Annotated in this window: 14 protein-coding genes; 3 read left to right on the top strand and 11 right to left on the bottom strand. The window is 71.4% G+C overall.

Translation table 11 applies throughout. The annotated features are described in order from the left end of the window. From AOK23_RS18245 to AOK23_RS18235, 3 genes are all read right to left on the bottom strand, one after another. Positions 1-571 (bottom strand): ABC transporter permease (locus AOK23_RS18245; protein ID WP_055713758.1); only part of this gene is annotated, 571 nt, incomplete at its 3' end. After that, positions 559-1,461, bottom strand: coding sequence for an ABC transporter permease (locus tag AOK23_RS18240; protein ID WP_055713757.1), 903 nt, complete (start codon positions 1,459-1,461; stop codon positions 559-561). The genes AOK23_RS18245 and AOK23_RS18240, both read right to left, overlap by 13 nt. Further along, on the bottom strand, positions 1,458-2,609 hold the full coding sequence (locus AOK23_RS18235) for an ABC transporter substrate-binding protein (RefSeq protein ID WP_055713756.1): 1,152 nt from the start codon (positions 2,607-2,609) through the stop codon (positions 1,458-1,460). Before AOK23_RS18235 ends, AOK23_RS18240 begins: the two co-directional genes overlap by 4 nt. A gap of 227 nt (positions 2,610-2,836) precedes the next feature. On the opposite strand from AOK23_RS18235, the gene AOK23_RS18230 reads away from it, so the two are divergent. Further along, positions 2,837-3,577, top strand: coding sequence for a GntR family transcriptional regulator (locus tag AOK23_RS18230; RefSeq protein WP_055713755.1), 741 nt, complete (start codon positions 2,837-2,839; stop codon positions 3,575-3,577). Positions 3,578-3,695: 118 nt separating this feature from the next. On the opposite strand, the gene AOK23_RS18225 is transcribed toward AOK23_RS18230, so the two are convergent. From AOK23_RS18225 to rpe, 6 genes are all read right to left on the bottom strand, one after another. After that, positions 3,696-4,148, bottom strand: a complete 453-nt coding sequence (locus AOK23_RS18225) for an Lrp/AsnC family transcriptional regulator (protein WP_055517441.1) — start codon at positions 4,146-4,148, stop codon at positions 3,696-3,698. Positions 4,149-4,158: 10 nt separating this feature from the next. Further along, positions 4,159-5,625: an amino acid permease gene (locus tag AOK23_RS18220; protein WP_055713754.1), complete on the bottom strand. Its 1,467-nt coding sequence runs from the start codon at positions 5,623-5,625 to the stop codon at positions 4,159-4,161. Positions 5,626-5,916: 291 nt separating this feature from the next. Beyond that, on the bottom strand, positions 5,917-7,359 hold the full coding sequence (locus AOK23_RS18215) for a GuaB1 family IMP dehydrogenase-related protein (RefSeq protein WP_055713759.1): 1,443 nt from the start codon (positions 7,357-7,359) through the stop codon (positions 5,917-5,919). Between the two features lie 130 nt (positions 7,360-7,489). Then, positions 7,490-7,843 (bottom strand): barstar family protein, encoded by a 354-nt coding sequence (locus AOK23_RS18210; RefSeq protein WP_055713753.1) that lies wholly within the window; start codon positions 7,841-7,843, stop codon positions 7,490-7,492. A gap of 200 nt (positions 7,844-8,043) precedes the next feature. Next, positions 8,044-9,087, bottom strand: coding sequence for a sugar-binding transcriptional regulator (locus tag AOK23_RS18205; protein WP_055713752.1), 1,044 nt, complete (start codon positions 9,085-9,087; stop codon positions 8,044-8,046). 138 nt (positions 9,088-9,225) lie between these two features. Beyond that, positions 9,226-9,912, bottom strand: coding sequence for a ribulose-phosphate 3-epimerase (rpe, locus tag AOK23_RS18200; RefSeq protein WP_055713751.1), 687 nt, complete (start codon positions 9,910-9,912; stop codon positions 9,226-9,228). Positions 9,913-10,043: 131 nt separating this feature from the next. Here rpe and AOK23_RS18195 point away from each other — a divergent pair, with 131 nt between their 5' ends. Further along, complete coding sequence (locus AOK23_RS18195) at positions 10,044-12,161, top strand: MMPL family transporter (RefSeq protein WP_055713750.1); 2,118 nt, start codon at positions 10,044-10,046, stop codon at positions 12,159-12,161. Positions 12,162-12,203: 42 nt separating this feature from the next. Then, positions 12,204-12,851, top strand: coding sequence for a hypothetical protein (locus AOK23_RS18190; RefSeq protein WP_055713749.1), 648 nt, complete (start codon positions 12,204-12,206; stop codon positions 12,849-12,851). A gap of 17 nt (positions 12,852-12,868) precedes the next feature. On the opposite strand, the gene AOK23_RS18185 is transcribed toward AOK23_RS18190, so the two are convergent. Beyond that, positions 12,869-14,299: an RsmB/NOP family class I SAM-dependent RNA methyltransferase gene (locus AOK23_RS18185; protein WP_055713748.1), complete on the bottom strand. Its 1,431-nt coding sequence runs from the start codon at positions 14,297-14,299 to the stop codon at positions 12,869-12,871. Between the two features lie 186 nt (positions 14,300-14,485). Continuing rightward, on the bottom strand, positions 14,486-15,087 hold a 602-nt coding region (locus AOK23_RS18180; protein WP_276205742.1), incomplete at its 5' end, for a methionyl-tRNA formyltransferase.

Genomic DNA, 15,087 nt, shown 5'->3' with positions numbered 1-15,087 from the left:
AGTTCGCCCCGCAGCTGCGGGCGGCCTCGACGAGGGTGCGGACGTCCATGGCTCGCAGGCCGGCGTCGAGGGCCCGGTACACGAAGGGCAGCGCCATCACCACGTAGGCGAGGACCAGCACCACGGGGAAGTCGGGGTTCTGGATCGCGACGAACGTCTGGAACAGCGGGGTGCGGGAGAGGTGTTCGGGCCCCCACTTGAGCACGGTGCCGAGCCCGGCGACGAACGCGATCGGCGGCACCACCAGCGGCAGGGAGCACACGACCTCCACGACGGGCCGCAGCCGGGGCGCGCCGAGCCGCAGCGCGACCATGGCGGGCACCATCAGCAGCAGGACGACGGCTATGGTCGCGGCGGCCAGCTCCAGCGACAGCAGCAGGCTGGAGACGAAGCCGTCGGTGCCGAGGATCTGCGTGTACGCGTCGAAGGTGACACCCTCCCCCGGCACGTCGACCGTGAAGACCACGGAGGCGGCGAGCGGGACGAGGAAGTACAGCCCGGCGCAGGCGAGGACGAGCGGGCGCCACAGGGCGGGGCGCCGCGCCGCGCGCCCGGGGTTCAGGCCAGCCATCGGGCGCTCCGACGTTGCAGGGGCAGGTAGACGGCCATGACGAGTCCGGCGATGAGGACCATGTCGAGGCTGAGGGCGAGTGCCACGTTCTCCTGGCCGACCAGGACGTTGCCGGAGATGGCGTCGGCGATCTGGAGGGTGACCAGCGGGATCGAGCTGCCCACCATGGCCGCGGCGGTGGCGTACGCGGCGAAGGCGCTGCCGAAGAGGAGCACGAGTCCGCCGAGCAGGGAGGGCGCGAGGACGGGCAGGGCCACGTGGAGCCAGTACTGCAAGCCGGTGGCGCCGTTGTTCTGGGCGGCCTCCCGCCACTGGAGGCGCAGTCCGTCGAGGGCGGGGGTGATGGTGAGGACCATCAGCGGGATCAGGAAGTACAGGTAGACGATGACCAGGCCCCAGAAGCTGTAGAGGTCCCAGCCCTTGTCCGTGAGGCCCAGCTGCCGGGTCAGCACACCGGAGTTGCCGAGCGTGGCGACGAACGCGAAGGCGAGCGGGACGCCGCCGAAGTTGGCGAGCACCCCCGAGGCGGTGAGCACCGCCTCGCGCAGTGCCGGGAAGCGGGAGGTCACCACGGCCTGGGCGAGCGGCAGCCCCAGGACGGCGGCGAGGCCCGCCGAGACGGCGGAGAGCTTCACGCTGCCGAGCATGGCCGTGAGGTAGGCCCCCTGCACGGAGGCCGTCATGTTCGCCGTGGTGTACGACGTGGCCCCGGTGCTCTGGTCCTTGACGGTGAACGCGCCGTTCAGCATGGCGAGGGCGGGCAGCCCGAAGGCGACGGCCACGAAGGCCAGCAGCGGGAGGACGGCGAGCCAACCGCCGGCGCGGGGCCGCCGCTTGACGGAAGCGGCGGCCACCAGCGGAGTGTCGGCCTCGGTGACGACGGCGGTCACCCGGAGACCGCCTTGGCCCAGCCCTGTCCGAGCACGTCCTTGGCCTTGGTCTGCTGGTCCTCGGTCGGGAACTCGGGGGTGCCCTCCACCTTGGGCAGCTTGGCCGCGGCCGTCTTGTCGAGCGTGCCGGCCTTCTCCATGGCGGGCATCAGGGCCGGGCGGGCGTATCCGGCGAGCCACAGGTTCTGGCCCTCGGCGCTGTAGAGGTACTCCTGCCACAGCCGGGCGGCGGCCGGGTGCGGCGCGTCCTTGTTGATGGCCTGGGAGTAGTACTGGGAGAACTTCCCGTCCGCCGGGACGACGACCTTCCAGTCGACGCCCTTGGACTTGAACTCGTCGGCGTACCCGGCGTTCAGATAGTCCCAGTCGATGCTGATGGGCGTCTCGCCCTTCTCCACGGTGGCCGGGGTGGACTCGACGGGCGTGTAGTTGCCGTTCTTCTTCAGCTTGGCGAAGAAGTCGAGGCCGGGCTGGATGTCGTCGAAGGAACCGCCGCTCGCCAGGGACGCCGCCCACACACCGCCGAAGGCCGAACCGGACTTGGTGGGGTTGCCGTTGAGGGCGACCTGGCCCTTGTACTTCGGCTTCAGCAGATCGGCGAAGGTCTCGGGGCACTCCTTGACGCGCTTGGCGTCGCACCCGATGGATATGTAGCCGCCGTAGTCGTTGTACCAGCGGGCCTTCGGGTCCTTCTGGCCCTCGGGGATGTCGGCGAACGCGGCGACCTTGTAGGGCGCCAGCAGCCCCTGCTGGGCGGCGCTCAGCGCGAAGGAGCTGCCGAGGTCGAGCACGTCGGGCGCGCGGTCCTGCCCCTTGCGGGAGGTGACGGCGTTGATCTCGTCCTGGCTGGCCCCGTCCGGGTTCTCGACCTCGATCTTGATCCCGTACTTCTTCTGGAAGCCGTCGATCAGCGCGCCGTAGTTGGCCCAGTCGCGGGGCAGGGCGATCGCGTTGAGCTTGCCCTCCCGCTTGGCCGCCGCGACCAGCGCGTCCATGCCGCCGAAGTCCTCGGCCGAGGTGGCGGTGGCCGCGTTGACGCCGTCGTCGGTGGTCGTGGACTCGGGTGCCGCGCCACAGGCGCTGAGGGTGAGGACGGCGGCGGCGAGGGCGCCGCCGATGACGGCGGTTCTCGGCGGGAAGAGGTTCACTGGGCTCTCCAGGGGTACGCGCAGGGACGAACTGGGTGGAGCACTTGTCTGAACAAGTTGGCCTCATTAGGTCCGCGCTTCATATCACGCACGTAAACTCCGGCGAAATACTCGTGCACGTTTTCCCGCACAATCACTGGCGGACGCGCTCCTTCAGCGGCCCCCTCCCCGGCTCGTTAGGCTGGTCGCGCTGTACACAGCCGGTGACCGGACGACGGAGGGGGACCATGGCCGCGCGACACGAGGAGATCGCCGAGGCGCTACGGCGGGCGATCGACCGTGAGGACTACACAGTGGGGAGTCTGCTGCCCCCGGAGACCGAACTCGCGGCCCGCTACGGCGTCTCGCGCGGCACCGTCCGCCAGGCGGTGGCGACGCTGACCGCCGAGGGGCTCATCGGCTCACGTCAGGGCGCCCGCCGGGTGGTGCTGGCCGGCCGGCGCAGCCAGAGCTTCGCGGAGCTGCGCAGTTTCGCGCAGTGGGCGCGGGCGATGGGCCGGGAGGCGACGGGTCGGGTGATCACCCAGGAGTGGCGCACGGCCACGGCGGAGGACCGGGTCCGCCTCCAGCTCGACTCGGGCGCCCGCGTCCTGCACGTTCTGCGGCTGCGCGGTCTCGACGGCCAGCCGGTCCTGCTGGAACGCACGGTGTACGCGGACTGGATCTCCCCCGCCGTCGAGCACATCGAGGCGGACTGCCCGTCGGTCACCCAGCGTCTGCTGGACGACACCGGGCTGGTCTTCGCCTACGGCGAGCACGTCATCGACGCGGTGGCCGCCGGCGCCCGGGACGCCGAGCTCCTCGCCGTACGCCGGACCAGCCCCCTCCTACGCGTCCGACGCGTCACCACCACCCGCGAGGGCCGCCCGGTGGAATGGTCCGACGACCGCTACCGCCCGGACGCGGTGAGCTTCAGCGTGCACAACTCGATCGGCAACAACGCGCTGGCCAGGAAGACCGCGGAGTGACGTGGAGCTCCCGGCCCACCAAAAGGGCGCGGGGCTGCGTTCGATATACGGCTCCGCCGCGTGGGCGCGACCGGCCCCCACGCACCCGCACCCGCCGACGCACCGACCGCCCGAGCTCTCAGGCGGGCGACCCGGAAGAGAACCGCCGCAGCAGAGGAGAGAGAACGAGCACGGACTTCGTCCGCTCCACGAACGGCTCCCCCGCGATCCGCTCCAGCACCCGCTCGAAGTGCCGCATGTCCGAGGCGAAGACCTGCACCACGGCGTCGGCCTCCCCCGTGACCGTCGACGCGGCGACGACCTCCTGGTAGCGCTCCAACCCCCGCTGGATGGTCTCCGGCGACGTGTTGCGCCGGCAGTAGATCTCGACGAACCCCTCGGTCTCCCAGCCGAGCGCTGCGGGGTCCACCCGGACCGTGAACCCGGTGATGGCGCCGGTCGCCCGCAGCCGGTCCACGCGCCGCTTGACCGCGGGCGCGGACAGGCCGACGAGTTGGCCGATGTCGGCAAAGGAGCGGCGGGCGTCCTCGGCGAGGGCGTGCACGATGCGTTCGTCGAGATCGTTCAGCACTGCGGGTGGATCACTTCTCTGGAGTCGCGAGACGGGAGCGGCGATAGCCGTAACTGAAGTAGAACACGAGCCCGACGGCCATCCAGACCCCGAAGACGGCCCATGTGATGGTGTCGAGGCTGCCCATCATCCACACGCAGAACGCGAGCCCGAGCGCGGGCAGCACCGGCGACAGCGGCACCCGGAAGGTCCGCGGCATGTCGGGCCGCGTCCGCCGCAGCACCACGACCGCCACGTTGACCAGCGCGAACGCGAACAGCGTACCGATGCTGGTGGCGTTGGCGAGCTCCCCGAGCGGAATGGCCGCGGCGAGCACACCGCAGAACAACGACACGATGACGGTGTTCACCCGAGGCGTGCCCGTCTTCGGGTGGACCCGCGAGAACACCTTGGGCACGAGCCCGTCCCGCGACATGGCGAAGAGGATGCGCGTCTGGCCGTAGAGCACGGTCAGCACGACGCTGGCGATGGCGATGACCGCGCCGGCCGCCAGCAGCGTCCCCCAGAACGCGTCCCCGGTGACGTCCTTCATGATCCCGGCGAGCGCGGCCTCCGAGCCGTCGAAGCCCTTCCACGGCCGCGCCCCGACGGCGACGGCGGCGACCAGCACGTACAGCGCGGTCACGATGATCAGCGACAGCATGATGGCCCGCGGCAGGTCCCGCTGCGCGTTCTTCGCCTCCTCGCCGGCGGTGGAGGCGGCGTCGAACCCGATGTACGAGAAGAAGAGAGTGGCCCCGGCGGCGCTGACGCCGGCCATGCCGAGCGGCATGAAGTTCTCGTAGTTGCCGGAGCGGAAGCCCTGGATGCCGATCAGGCAGAACAGCAGCAGCGCGGCGATCTTCACGACCACCATGATCGTGTTGGCGCGGGCGGACTCACGGGCGCCGCCGAGCAGGAACGCCATGGCGAGCAGGACCACGATGAGGGCGGGCAGGTTGAAGATCCCGCCGTCACCGGGCGGCGCCGACAGCGCGTCCGGGATGGTCACGCCGAGGGTCCCGTCGAGCAGCTCGTTCAGGTACTCGCCCCAGCCGACGGCCACGGCCGACACCGAGACGCCGTACTCCAGGACCAGACACCAGCCGCAGATCCAGGCGACCAGCTCACCCATCGTTGCGTACGCGTACGAGTAGGAGGACCCGGAGACCGGGATGCTGCCGGCCAGCTCCGCGTAGGAGAGGGCCGAGAACAGCGCGGTGAGGCCGGCGATCACGAAGGAGAGGGTGACGGCGGGCCCGGCCTTGGGGACGGCCTCACCGAGGACGACGAAGATGCCGGTGCCGAGGGTGGCGCCGATGCTGATCATCGTCAGCTGCCACATGCCGAGGGAGCGCCGCAGCGAGCCTCCCTCGCCCTGACCACCCTCCGCGACCAGGCGTTCCACGGGCTTACGGCGCATCAGCCGTCCGGCGACACCGCCGGGTGGCGGGACGGGGTGACTCTGCTGCTGCGGGGGTGCGCCTTGGTCGAGCACGCGCCGGCTCCTTCATCGAATGGGTTCAGGGCGAGAGAGGACCGACAGCACCGCAACCGAGGGCCACCGAGCAGGAGGTCCCCGCAACGCCACGTACAGCGCACGACCCTATGAGCCAGGGCTTTACATGCGTAATGCGGCAACCTTGCGCAGCCACGCAAGATCGTTGCGTTCCTCGGGGAGGGGCGTGCGTTCGTTGCACGCATGCTTCACACCGTTGCGATCGGTGTCTTTCGGGGCCGGCATGCGCGCAACGAAGTCACCCCTCACGCGGAGGACGTTCGGCAGCCGTCAACTCCAGCTGGCGTGCAGCGGCTTGCCCTCCGCGTACCCGGCCGCGCTCTGGACGCCCACGACGGCCCGCTCCGCGAACTCCTCCAGCGATCCCGCGCCGGCGTACGTGCACGAGGACCGCACGCCCGCGATGATCGAGTCGATCAGGTCCTCGACCCCGGGCCGCGCCGGGTCCAGGAACATCCGCGACGTGGAGATGCCCTCCTCGAACAGCGCCTTCCGCGCCCGGTCGTAGGCCGACTCCTCGCTCGTGCGGTTGCGCACCGCCCGCGCCGAGGCCATGCCGAACGACTCCTTGTACAGCCGCCCGCCGGCGTCCTGCTGGAGGTCGCCCGGCGACTCGTACGTCCCCGCGAACCACGACCCGACCATCACGTTGGACGCGCCCGCGGCGAGCGCCATCGCGACGTCGCGCGGGTGCCGGACGCCGCCGTCGGCCCACACGTGCTTGCCGTACTTCCTGGCTTCCGCCGCACACTCCAGGACCGCCGAGAACTGGGGCCGTCCCACACCGGTCATCATGCGGGTCGTGCACATGGCGCCGGGCCCGACACCGACCTTGACGATGTCCGCGCCAGCCTCGATGAGGTCGCGGACGCCCTCCGCGGCGACGATGTTGCCCGCGGCGATCGGCACCCGGGGGTCGAGGTCCCGCACCAGCTTGATCGCGCTGATCATCGACTCCTGGTGCCCGTGGGCGGTGTCGATGACGAGCGTGTCGACGCCGGCGTCGAGCAGCTGCTTCGCCTTGCCCACGAAGTCGCCGTTGATGCCGACGGCGGCGGCGACGCGCAGCCTGCCGTTCGCGTCGACGGCCGGGGTGTAGAGCGTGGCCCGCAGGGCGCCCTTGCGGGTCAGGATGCCGGCGAGGCGGCCGTCCTGGTCGACGGCGGGCGCGTAGCGGCGGTTGGCGTGGTCGAGGCGGTTGAAGGCCTCGCGGGGGTCGATGTCCGCGTCGAGGAGCAACAGGTCCTTGGACATGACGACTTCGAGCTGGGTGAAGCGGTCGACCCCGGTCAGGTCCCGGTCGGTGACGACGCCGACGGGACGCAGCTGGTCGTCGACGACGACGCCCGCGTTGTGGGCGCGCTTCGGCAGCAGGGCGAGCGCGTCGGCGACGGTCTGGTGCGGGTTGAGCACGATCGGGGTGTCGAGGACGAGGTGACGGCTCTTGACCCAGGAGATGACGTCGGTGACGACCTCGATGGGGATGTCCTGCGGAATGACCACGAGTCCGCCGCGACGGGCGACCGTCTCGGCCATGCGGCGGCCGGCGATGGCGGTCATGTTGGCCACGACGAGCGGGATGGTGGTGCCCGTGCCGTCCGGGGAGGCCAGGTCGACGCCCTGCCGCGATCCGACGGCGCTACGGCTCGGGACCATGAAGACGTCGTCGTAGGTCAGGTCGTACGCGGGCTGGATGTCATTGAGGAAACGCACGTGCCGCACATCCCAGTCGTTCAGAGGTGACCCCCTGACAGGACCGCCAGGGGGAAGAGCACGTACTTCATTGTCCCATGTCGGCGGGTATGGGCGTCCCCGACGGATCGTCCAGAGGACCGGGCGCCGGCTAGGAGGATCCTCCGAGAGCGAGCACGACGCGCAGGTCGGTCCCGGTGCCCGTCCAGCGGTCCGCGGCCTCGGCGAACACCTCCTGGGCGATGCTCCAGTCGTTCGGCTCGGCCAGCGCGTACTCACGCCACCCGGTGATCACGACCAGCCGTCCGCGTACGGGCGGCGCCCACGACAGGTCCGTGAGGCAGTCGGCGAGGGCGTCCCAGTTGCGGCCGAAGTGGTCGGGGAGGTCCAGGGCGCGGGCGCAGCGGTCCATGAACGCGGGTTTGTCGGCGACCCCGGTGAGGTCCAGCTCGACATGGAGCCAGTCGCCGGCGCCCAGCACCTCCGCGAGTGTGCTGCCGCTCATCTCCGTACCGCCTTCGTCTCGGTACCGCCGTGACCGACGCCTGGTGGCGTTCGGCTTCCTGCGCCCGCCGCGTTGTCCGGGCCTCCGGCACGGGCCCGCCGGGAGTGCGAGGGGCGGACCGCCGCGGCACCTGCCGGTGCCACCGCGCCCGCCCCTGCCCGGCTCCCCGCCGGGACCGTCCGTTGTGCTTCCGTGGCCGCTCAGGGCCCGTCCGGGTCCGCGCGGTTGAGCGCGGGGCGGGGGGTCTGTCCGGCCGTCAGCAGGGAGTCCGCCGCGGAGGTGTCGGTGACGAGGCTGGTGACCAGCCCCGACCGCAGCACCGCGTCGATCGCCGCCGCCTTGCGCTGCCCCCCGGCGATCGCGACGACCTCGGGGATACGGCGGAGCTGGTCGGCCTTGACCGTGATGCACCGCTCCCCGAGGTCCCGACCGACCCGGCGGCCCTCGGCGTCGAAGAGGTGCGCGGACATCTCGGCGGCGACACCGAGGGAGGCGTAGTGGGCCCGCTCCTCGTCGCTGAGCATGTCGTGCACCGTGGAGATGCCCGCCTCCCAGGAGCCGATGGACACACAGGCGACCGTGACCTTGTCGAAGTACTCGAAGGCCCGGGCGATCCCCGTCTGGTGGCGCAGTGCGGCCGCGGTGGCCGCGTCCGGCAGCAGCATCGGCGCGTAGATGGGGTGGGCGTCGCCGCCCGACACCTGCGCGGCCCGCCGTACCGCCTCCACCGAGCCTCGCTCGGCGGTCCCCGCGTCGTAGACACCCGTCAGCTGCACCACCGTGCACGGCGGCAGCCGGTCGAGGGCGGCCGCCATGTGGATGGTCGAGCGCCCCCACGCCAGCCCGAGGACATCGCCCTCGTTGACCAGTTCGCCGAGCAGGTCCGCGGCCACCTCGCCGAGGTTCTCGGGGTCGGGCGACTCCTCGGCCTCGGCCGGGGACTCGACGACCACGGCGTGCCGCAGGCCGTAGCGGGCACGCAGGGCGTCGGAGCGCTCGGCGTCCAGTTCCGCGGGGACTCGGATCTCGATGCGTACGAGATCCCGTTCGAGGGCGGTCTCCAGGACACGGGCCACCTTGAAGCGGCTCACGCCGAACTCCTCGGCGATCTGGATCTTGGACTTGCCCTCGAGGTAGAAGCGGCGGGCCATCGCCGCCGCCTGAACCAGCTCAGCGGGTCCCATCCGCATGGCTGACCGGCCCGCCGACATACCCGACACGGTCATCTCCTCACTGCTCTTCACACATGGATACGCCGTTCATCCTTGCAGATCCGACGTTTTCGATCAGCCCGAAGGAACGCCGTTCACGTTTCCTTGGCCCGGAGGTCGCTTGACCTGCCCCGCTCGTCCGGCGGTCGCACGGTCGTACGACAGGGTGTCTCAGTGCCCGCAGGCCCACCCGGCGGTGGCCGTGGTGGCGTCGGCCTGGGCGCGCAGCGCACGGACCGCCTCGGCCGGGTCGTCGGCCCCGTACACCGCGGAACCGGCGACGAAGACGTCGGCGCCCGCCTCGGCGCAGCGCTCGATGGTGGACGCGGCGACGCCGCCGTCGACCTGGAGCCACAGGTCGAGGCCGTGCTTGCTGATCAACTCGCGGGTCCGGCGGATCTTGGGGAGCATGATGTCGAGAAAGGCCTGGCCTCCGAAGCCCGGTTCGACCGTCATGATCAGCACCATGTCGAGCTCGGGCAGCAGGTCCTCGTACGGTTCGATCGGCGTCGCGGGCTTGAGCGCCATGGAGGCCCGGGCACCCTTGGCCCGGATCTCACGGGCGAGCCGCACCGGTGCGGCGGCCGCCTCGGCATGGAAGGTGACGGAACCGGCACCCGCTTCCACGTACTGGGGCGCCCACCGATCGGGGGCCTCGATCATCAGATGACAGTCCAGCGGCGTCTGCGTCGCACGGGCCAGGGACTCTACGACCGGCACACCGAGCGTGAGGTTCGGGACGAAATGGTTGTCCATCACGTCTACATGGAGCCAGTCGGCCCCTTCGACCGCTTTCGCCTCGTCGGCGAGACGGGCGAAGTCGGCGGACAGGATGCTTGGGTTGATCTGCGCGGCCATGGACCAAGCCTGCCATGCCCTCCGGGGGTAGCGGGGCCGGGGTCGCCACCGTGGTACGTCGGCGGCGGGCTGTCCGTGCTCGCTCGCGCAGTTCCCCGCGCCCCTGGGGTGGCGAGGTTGCGAGGGTTGTCATGACGGGGGGCCGGGGTGTCGCCCACCTGGTGTGCGGGCGGCGCGCGAAGTGGGTCGTGCTGGGGCTGTGGCTGGTCCTGCTCTTCGTGGTGGCACCGCTCGCCTCGAAGCTGACCGACGCGCAGGACAACGACGCCGCGTCGTGGCTGCCGGGGTCCGCCGAGTCCACACAGGTCCTGGAGATGTCCGAGGACTTCCGGCCCGAGCAGATCCCCGCGGTCGTCGTCTACGCCAGGGAGAGCGGGCTCACCGCCGAGGACCGGGCGGCGATCGAGGAGGACGTGCGGGAGCTCAAGCAGCTGACCGATCACGGCATCATCGGCGCCCAGACCCGGGGGCCGGTGTACGACCGGGAGACCGACCCCAGGGCCGCCCAGATCTATGTGCCGATCACGATGGACGAGAAGGGCTGGGAGCGGATCGCGCCCGCGGTCGACTCGATCCGCGACGACGTGGGTGAGGGCGGCGACGGGCTCGCCGTGCACATCACGGGTCCGGGCGGGACGAGCGCCGACTTCTCCGAGGCCTTCGAGGGCATCGACTCCACGCTGCTGCTGTCGGCGATGGCCGTCGTCATCGTGATGCTGCTGTTCACGTACCGCAGTCCGACCCTGCTGGTGATCCCGCTGCTCGCGGTGGTCGCCGCGCTGTTCACGGCCCAGGCGCTGATCTATCTGCTGGCCGAGCACGCGGGGCTGACCGTCAACGGGCAGAGCGCGGGCATCCTCACCGTGCTGGTCTTCGGCGCGGGCACCGACTACGCCCTGCTCCTCGTCGCCCGCTACCGCGAGGAGCTGCGCCGCCACGAGGACCGCCACGAGGCGATGGCGCTGGCCCTGCACCGGGCGGGTCCGGCGGTGATCGCCTCGGGCGCGACGGTCGTGCTGAGCATGCTGGTGCTGCTGGCCGCCGAGATGAACTCGACGAGCGGTCTCGGCCCGGTGGCGGCCATCGGCGTCACGGTCGCGCTGCTCGCCATGATGACGCTGTTCCCCGCTCTGCTGGTGATCGTCGGCCGCTGGATCTTCTGGCCGGCCATCCCCCACTTCGGCACCGACGACCCGACCGAGCGCGGGGTGTGGGCGCGGATGGGCCGACGGATCTCCGGCCGTCCGCGTACGACCTGGATCGCCACGGCGGCCGCCCTGGCCCTGTGCTCACTGGGCCTCATCCAACTGCGCGCCGAGGGCATCGGCAACGCGGACGCGTTCACCGGGAAACCGGACTCGATCGTCGGTCAGGAGGTCTCCGCACGCTACTTCCCGGCGGGCAGCGGCGATCCTTTGGTGATCATCAGCAACCAGGCGCAGGCCCGTGAGGTGGGCCGCACGGTCGCCGACACCGAGGGGGTCGTACCGGACTCCCTCGGGCTGCCGCCGGGCACGAAACCCTTCCACGAGGGCAAGGTCCTCTTCGAGGCGACCATGTCCGACCCGGCCGACAGCGAGGCCGCGAAGGACACCGTCGAACGGGTCAGGGACGCCGTCCACACGGTCCCGGACGCCGACGCGCAGGTCGGCGGCGGTACGGCGGCCCTGCTGGACATGGACAGGGCCACCACGCACGACAATCTGCTGATCATCCCGCTGGTGCTGCTCGTGGTCCTGCTGATCCTGTGCGCCCTGCTCCGCGCGCTGATCGCCCCCCTGGTGCTGATCGGCACGGTGATCCTGTCGTTCGCGGCGGCCCTCGGCATCAGCGCGCTCGCGTTCCGCCATCTCTTCGACTACGCGGGAGAGACGACGGACTTCCCGCTCTTCGTCTTCGTGTTCCTGGTCGCGCTGGGCATCGACTACAACATCTTCCTCACCACCCGCATCCGCGAGGAGGCCGCCCACCTGGGCACCCGCAAGGGTGTCGTGACGGGCCTCGCGGCCACGGGCGCGGTCATCACCTCGGCGGGCCTGGTCCTGGCGGGCACGTTCGCCGCGCTCGCCACCCTGCCCATGGTCGCCTTCGCCGAGATCGGCTTCGCGGTCGCCCTCGGCGTCCTCCTCGACACCCTGATCGTCCGCTCCGTCCTCGTCACGTCCCTCTTCCTGGACATCGGCCCGAAGGTGTGGTGGCCGCACCGGCTGGCCCGCGAGGACAACCCCCGGACCCCCTCATCGGTCTGAACCGTCGTCAGACGGTGGCGTACGGGGTCCAGGGGGCAGCCGGTGAGCTGGTTCGACAACATGATGGACAGACTGGAGGACGTTCTGGAGGCGGGCGACCCGGATCGTCTGTGGACGGACTTCCTGGGGGCGAGCCACGACGTTTACATCGCCGAGGAGGCGCTCCGCGAGGCCGAGGAGAAGCTGGCGGCCGCCCGGGAGCGCGCCCTGGAGGGCGATCTGGCGCCGGCGCTCAAGAAGGAGATGCGCAGGGGCAGGCACACCCTGTCCGTGCTGGACCTGCTGCGCGAGGTGGGAGGCGACCACTCGGACCTGGTCCTCGCCCTGCTCCCGGAGCTGTACGACTGCTGTCTGGGCGTCAACAAGACGAGCATCTGGGGCCGAGAGATCCTGCGCACCCTCGGCCGGACGACCGACCTCCACGACGCCCTCGCCCCGCTGGTCACCGGGACCCTGAACGACGACCACGAACTGGCGGACGTCTTCGCGATGAACGGCCTCGGCATGCTCCTCGACGACATCGGCGACACCCCCCTCCTGGCCCGGTGGCGGGAGGCGGTCCGCACATCACCGGACGCCGACGTACGCGACCTCGCGGACGACGACGAACCGGACGAGGAGACGCCCGAGGAGACACCCGAGGAGACACTCGGGGAGCAACCGCCCGGCGGGGTACGCCCGCGGGGTTAGAGGGCGGAACCCGGCGTTCAGGCGGTGCGGCGGATCAGCGCCAGGTACATCGCGTCCGTGCCGTGCAGATGCGGCCACAGCTGGACGTCGGGGCCCTCGCCGAGCGCCGGTACGCCCTCCAGCATGGGCCGGGCGTCGATGAGGTCGGCTGTGTCGCCGTACTGCTTGAGGACGTCCGCGACGACCGCGCGGGTCTCGGCGAGGTGCGGCGAGCAGGTCGCGTACCCGACGACACCCCCGACCCGTACGGACTCCAACGCGGTCCGCAGCAGGGCCCGTTGCAGCGGGGCGAAGTTGTCGAGGTCGTCGGGGCGGCGCCGCCAGCGCGCCTCGGGCCGCCGTCGCAGCGCCCCGAGCCCCGTGCAGGGGACGTCCATCAGCACCCGGTCGAAGGAACCGGGCCGCCACGGCGGACGCGTACCGTCGGCCGCGATCACCTGGTACGGCCCGGGGTTGCCGTCGAGAGCCTTGGCAACCAGGCCGGCGCGGTGGGGCTGCTTCTCGGAGGCGAGCAGGACGGCACCGCGTTCGGCGGCGAGCGCGGCCAGCAGCGCGGCCTTGCCGCCGGGTCCGGCGCACCCGTCCAGCCAGGCCCGGTCGGGTCCGTCGAGCGGCGCGTTCGCGAGGGCCAGCGCCACGAGCTGGCTGCCCTCGTCCTGCACACCGGCACGGCCTTCCCGTACGGCGTCGACGGCCCCCGGCTCCCCGCCCTCGGTGAGCCGCACGGCGTACGGCGACCAGCGCCCCGGCATCGCGGAGTCCTCCCGGAGCAGTTCCTCGGTGGTGGCCCGGCCCGGCCGGGCGACCAGCGTGACCTCGGGCCGGTCGTTGTCCGCCTCCAGCAGGTCCTCGATCCCGGCCCGTCCGCCGCCGAGCGAGTCCCACAGCGCGGAGACGACCCACCGGGGGTGCGAGTGCACGACGGCGAGGTGGTCCTCGGGGTCCTCGTCGTACGGCGGCGCGACCCGCTCCAGCCAGCCGTCGAGGTCGTGCTGGGCGATCTTCCGCAGCACGGCGTTCACGAACTTGGCGCGTCCGTCACCGAGAACGACCCGCGCGAGGTCCACGGACGCGGAGACGGCCGCGTGCGTCGGGATGCGCGTCCCGAGCAGTTGGTGCGCGCCCAGGCTCAGCACGTCCAGCACCGGCGGGTCGACCTCGCGCAGCGGTCGGTCCACGCACTCGGCGATCACCGCGTCGTAGGTCCCCTGCCGGCGCAGCGTCCCGTACACCAGCTCGGTCGCCAGCGCCGCGTCCCGCGCGTCGAACGCTTCGGGTCCCTCCTTGTCCCGTGCCTTCCGCAGCAGCGGCGGCAGGACGAGATTCGCGTACGCGTCCCGCTCGTCGACGGCCCGCAACGCCTCGAAGGCGAGGAGGCGGACGGGGTCCTTCTGGGGCCGTCGGTACGGCTTGCCCGGCTTACGGGGAGGGCGGGACTGCTCACTCACGAAAAAGGTGCTCCGGATAAGGGTTGAGATGCCACGACCAGCGTACGACGCGGGTCGGCGATGAGGGCGGGGCCCGGGGGCGATACCTCTGGGCGGTGCCCTCGGCGCCGAGAACTGCCTCCCGGCGGTGTCCACGGTGCCGAGGAACCACCTCCAAGCGGTGCCCTCGGCGCCGAGGAACTGTCTCTAGACGGTGCCCTCGGCGCCGAGGGACTCCCCGGAGGAGATGCGCACGCCGCGCGCCCAGTCGGCGGCCTTCATCGGCTTCTTGCCCTGGGCCTGGACCCAGAGCAGCTCCACGGCGTACGAGCCGGTCCCGGCGTACACGTTGTTCTTGCCGACCTCCAGCGCGCCCGGCGCGAGTTCGGTCCGCTCGGGGACCGGCGCGACATGGATGAGCTTCAGCCGCTCGCCCCGGAACGTGGTCCACGCGCCCGGCGCCGGTGTGCACCCGCGCACGACCCGGTCGACCCGCAGCGCGGGCGCCGCCCAGTCGATCCTTGCGTCGTCGACGGTGATCTTCGGGGCGAGGGTGATCCCGTCGGCGGGCTGCGGCACCGCCTTCAGGGTGCCGTCCTCGATCCCGTCCATGGTGGCGGCGAGCAGCCCGGCCCCCGCGAAGGCGAGCCGCGTCAGCAGGTCGCCGCTGGTGTCCGTGGACCGGATCTCCTCGGTGACCGTCCCGTACACCGGCCCGGAGTCGAGCCCCTCCTCGATGAGGAACGTGGACGCCCCGGTGATCTCGTCCCCGGCCATGATCGAGTGCTGCACGGGCGCGGCGCCGCGCC

Origin of the sequence: Streptomyces torulosus (assembly GCF_001419765.1) — a bacterium.
Lineage (GTDB): Bacteria > Actinomycetota > Actinomycetes > Streptomycetales > Streptomycetaceae > Streptomyces > Streptomyces torulosus.
This window is presented reverse-complemented; position numbering and strand designations above follow the sequence as displayed.

Excerpts from the sequence above, each read along its gene's own strand:
- AOK23_RS18230 (WP_055713755.1), top strand. The coding sequence starts at position 2,837 with ATGGCCGCGCGACACGAGGAGATCGCCGAGGCGCTACGGCGGGCGATC.
- AOK23_RS18210 (WP_055713753.1), bottom strand. The coding sequence starts at position 7,843 with ATGAGCGGCAGCACACTCGCGGAGGTGCTGGGCGCCGGCGACTGGCTC.
- rpe (WP_055713751.1), bottom strand. The coding sequence starts at position 9,912 with ATGGCCGCGCAGATCAACCCAAGCATCCTGTCCGCCGACTTCGCCCGT.
- AOK23_RS18195 (WP_055713750.1), top strand. The coding sequence starts at position 10,044 with ATGACGGGGGGCCGGGGTGTCGCCCACCTGGTGTGCGGGCGGCGCGCG.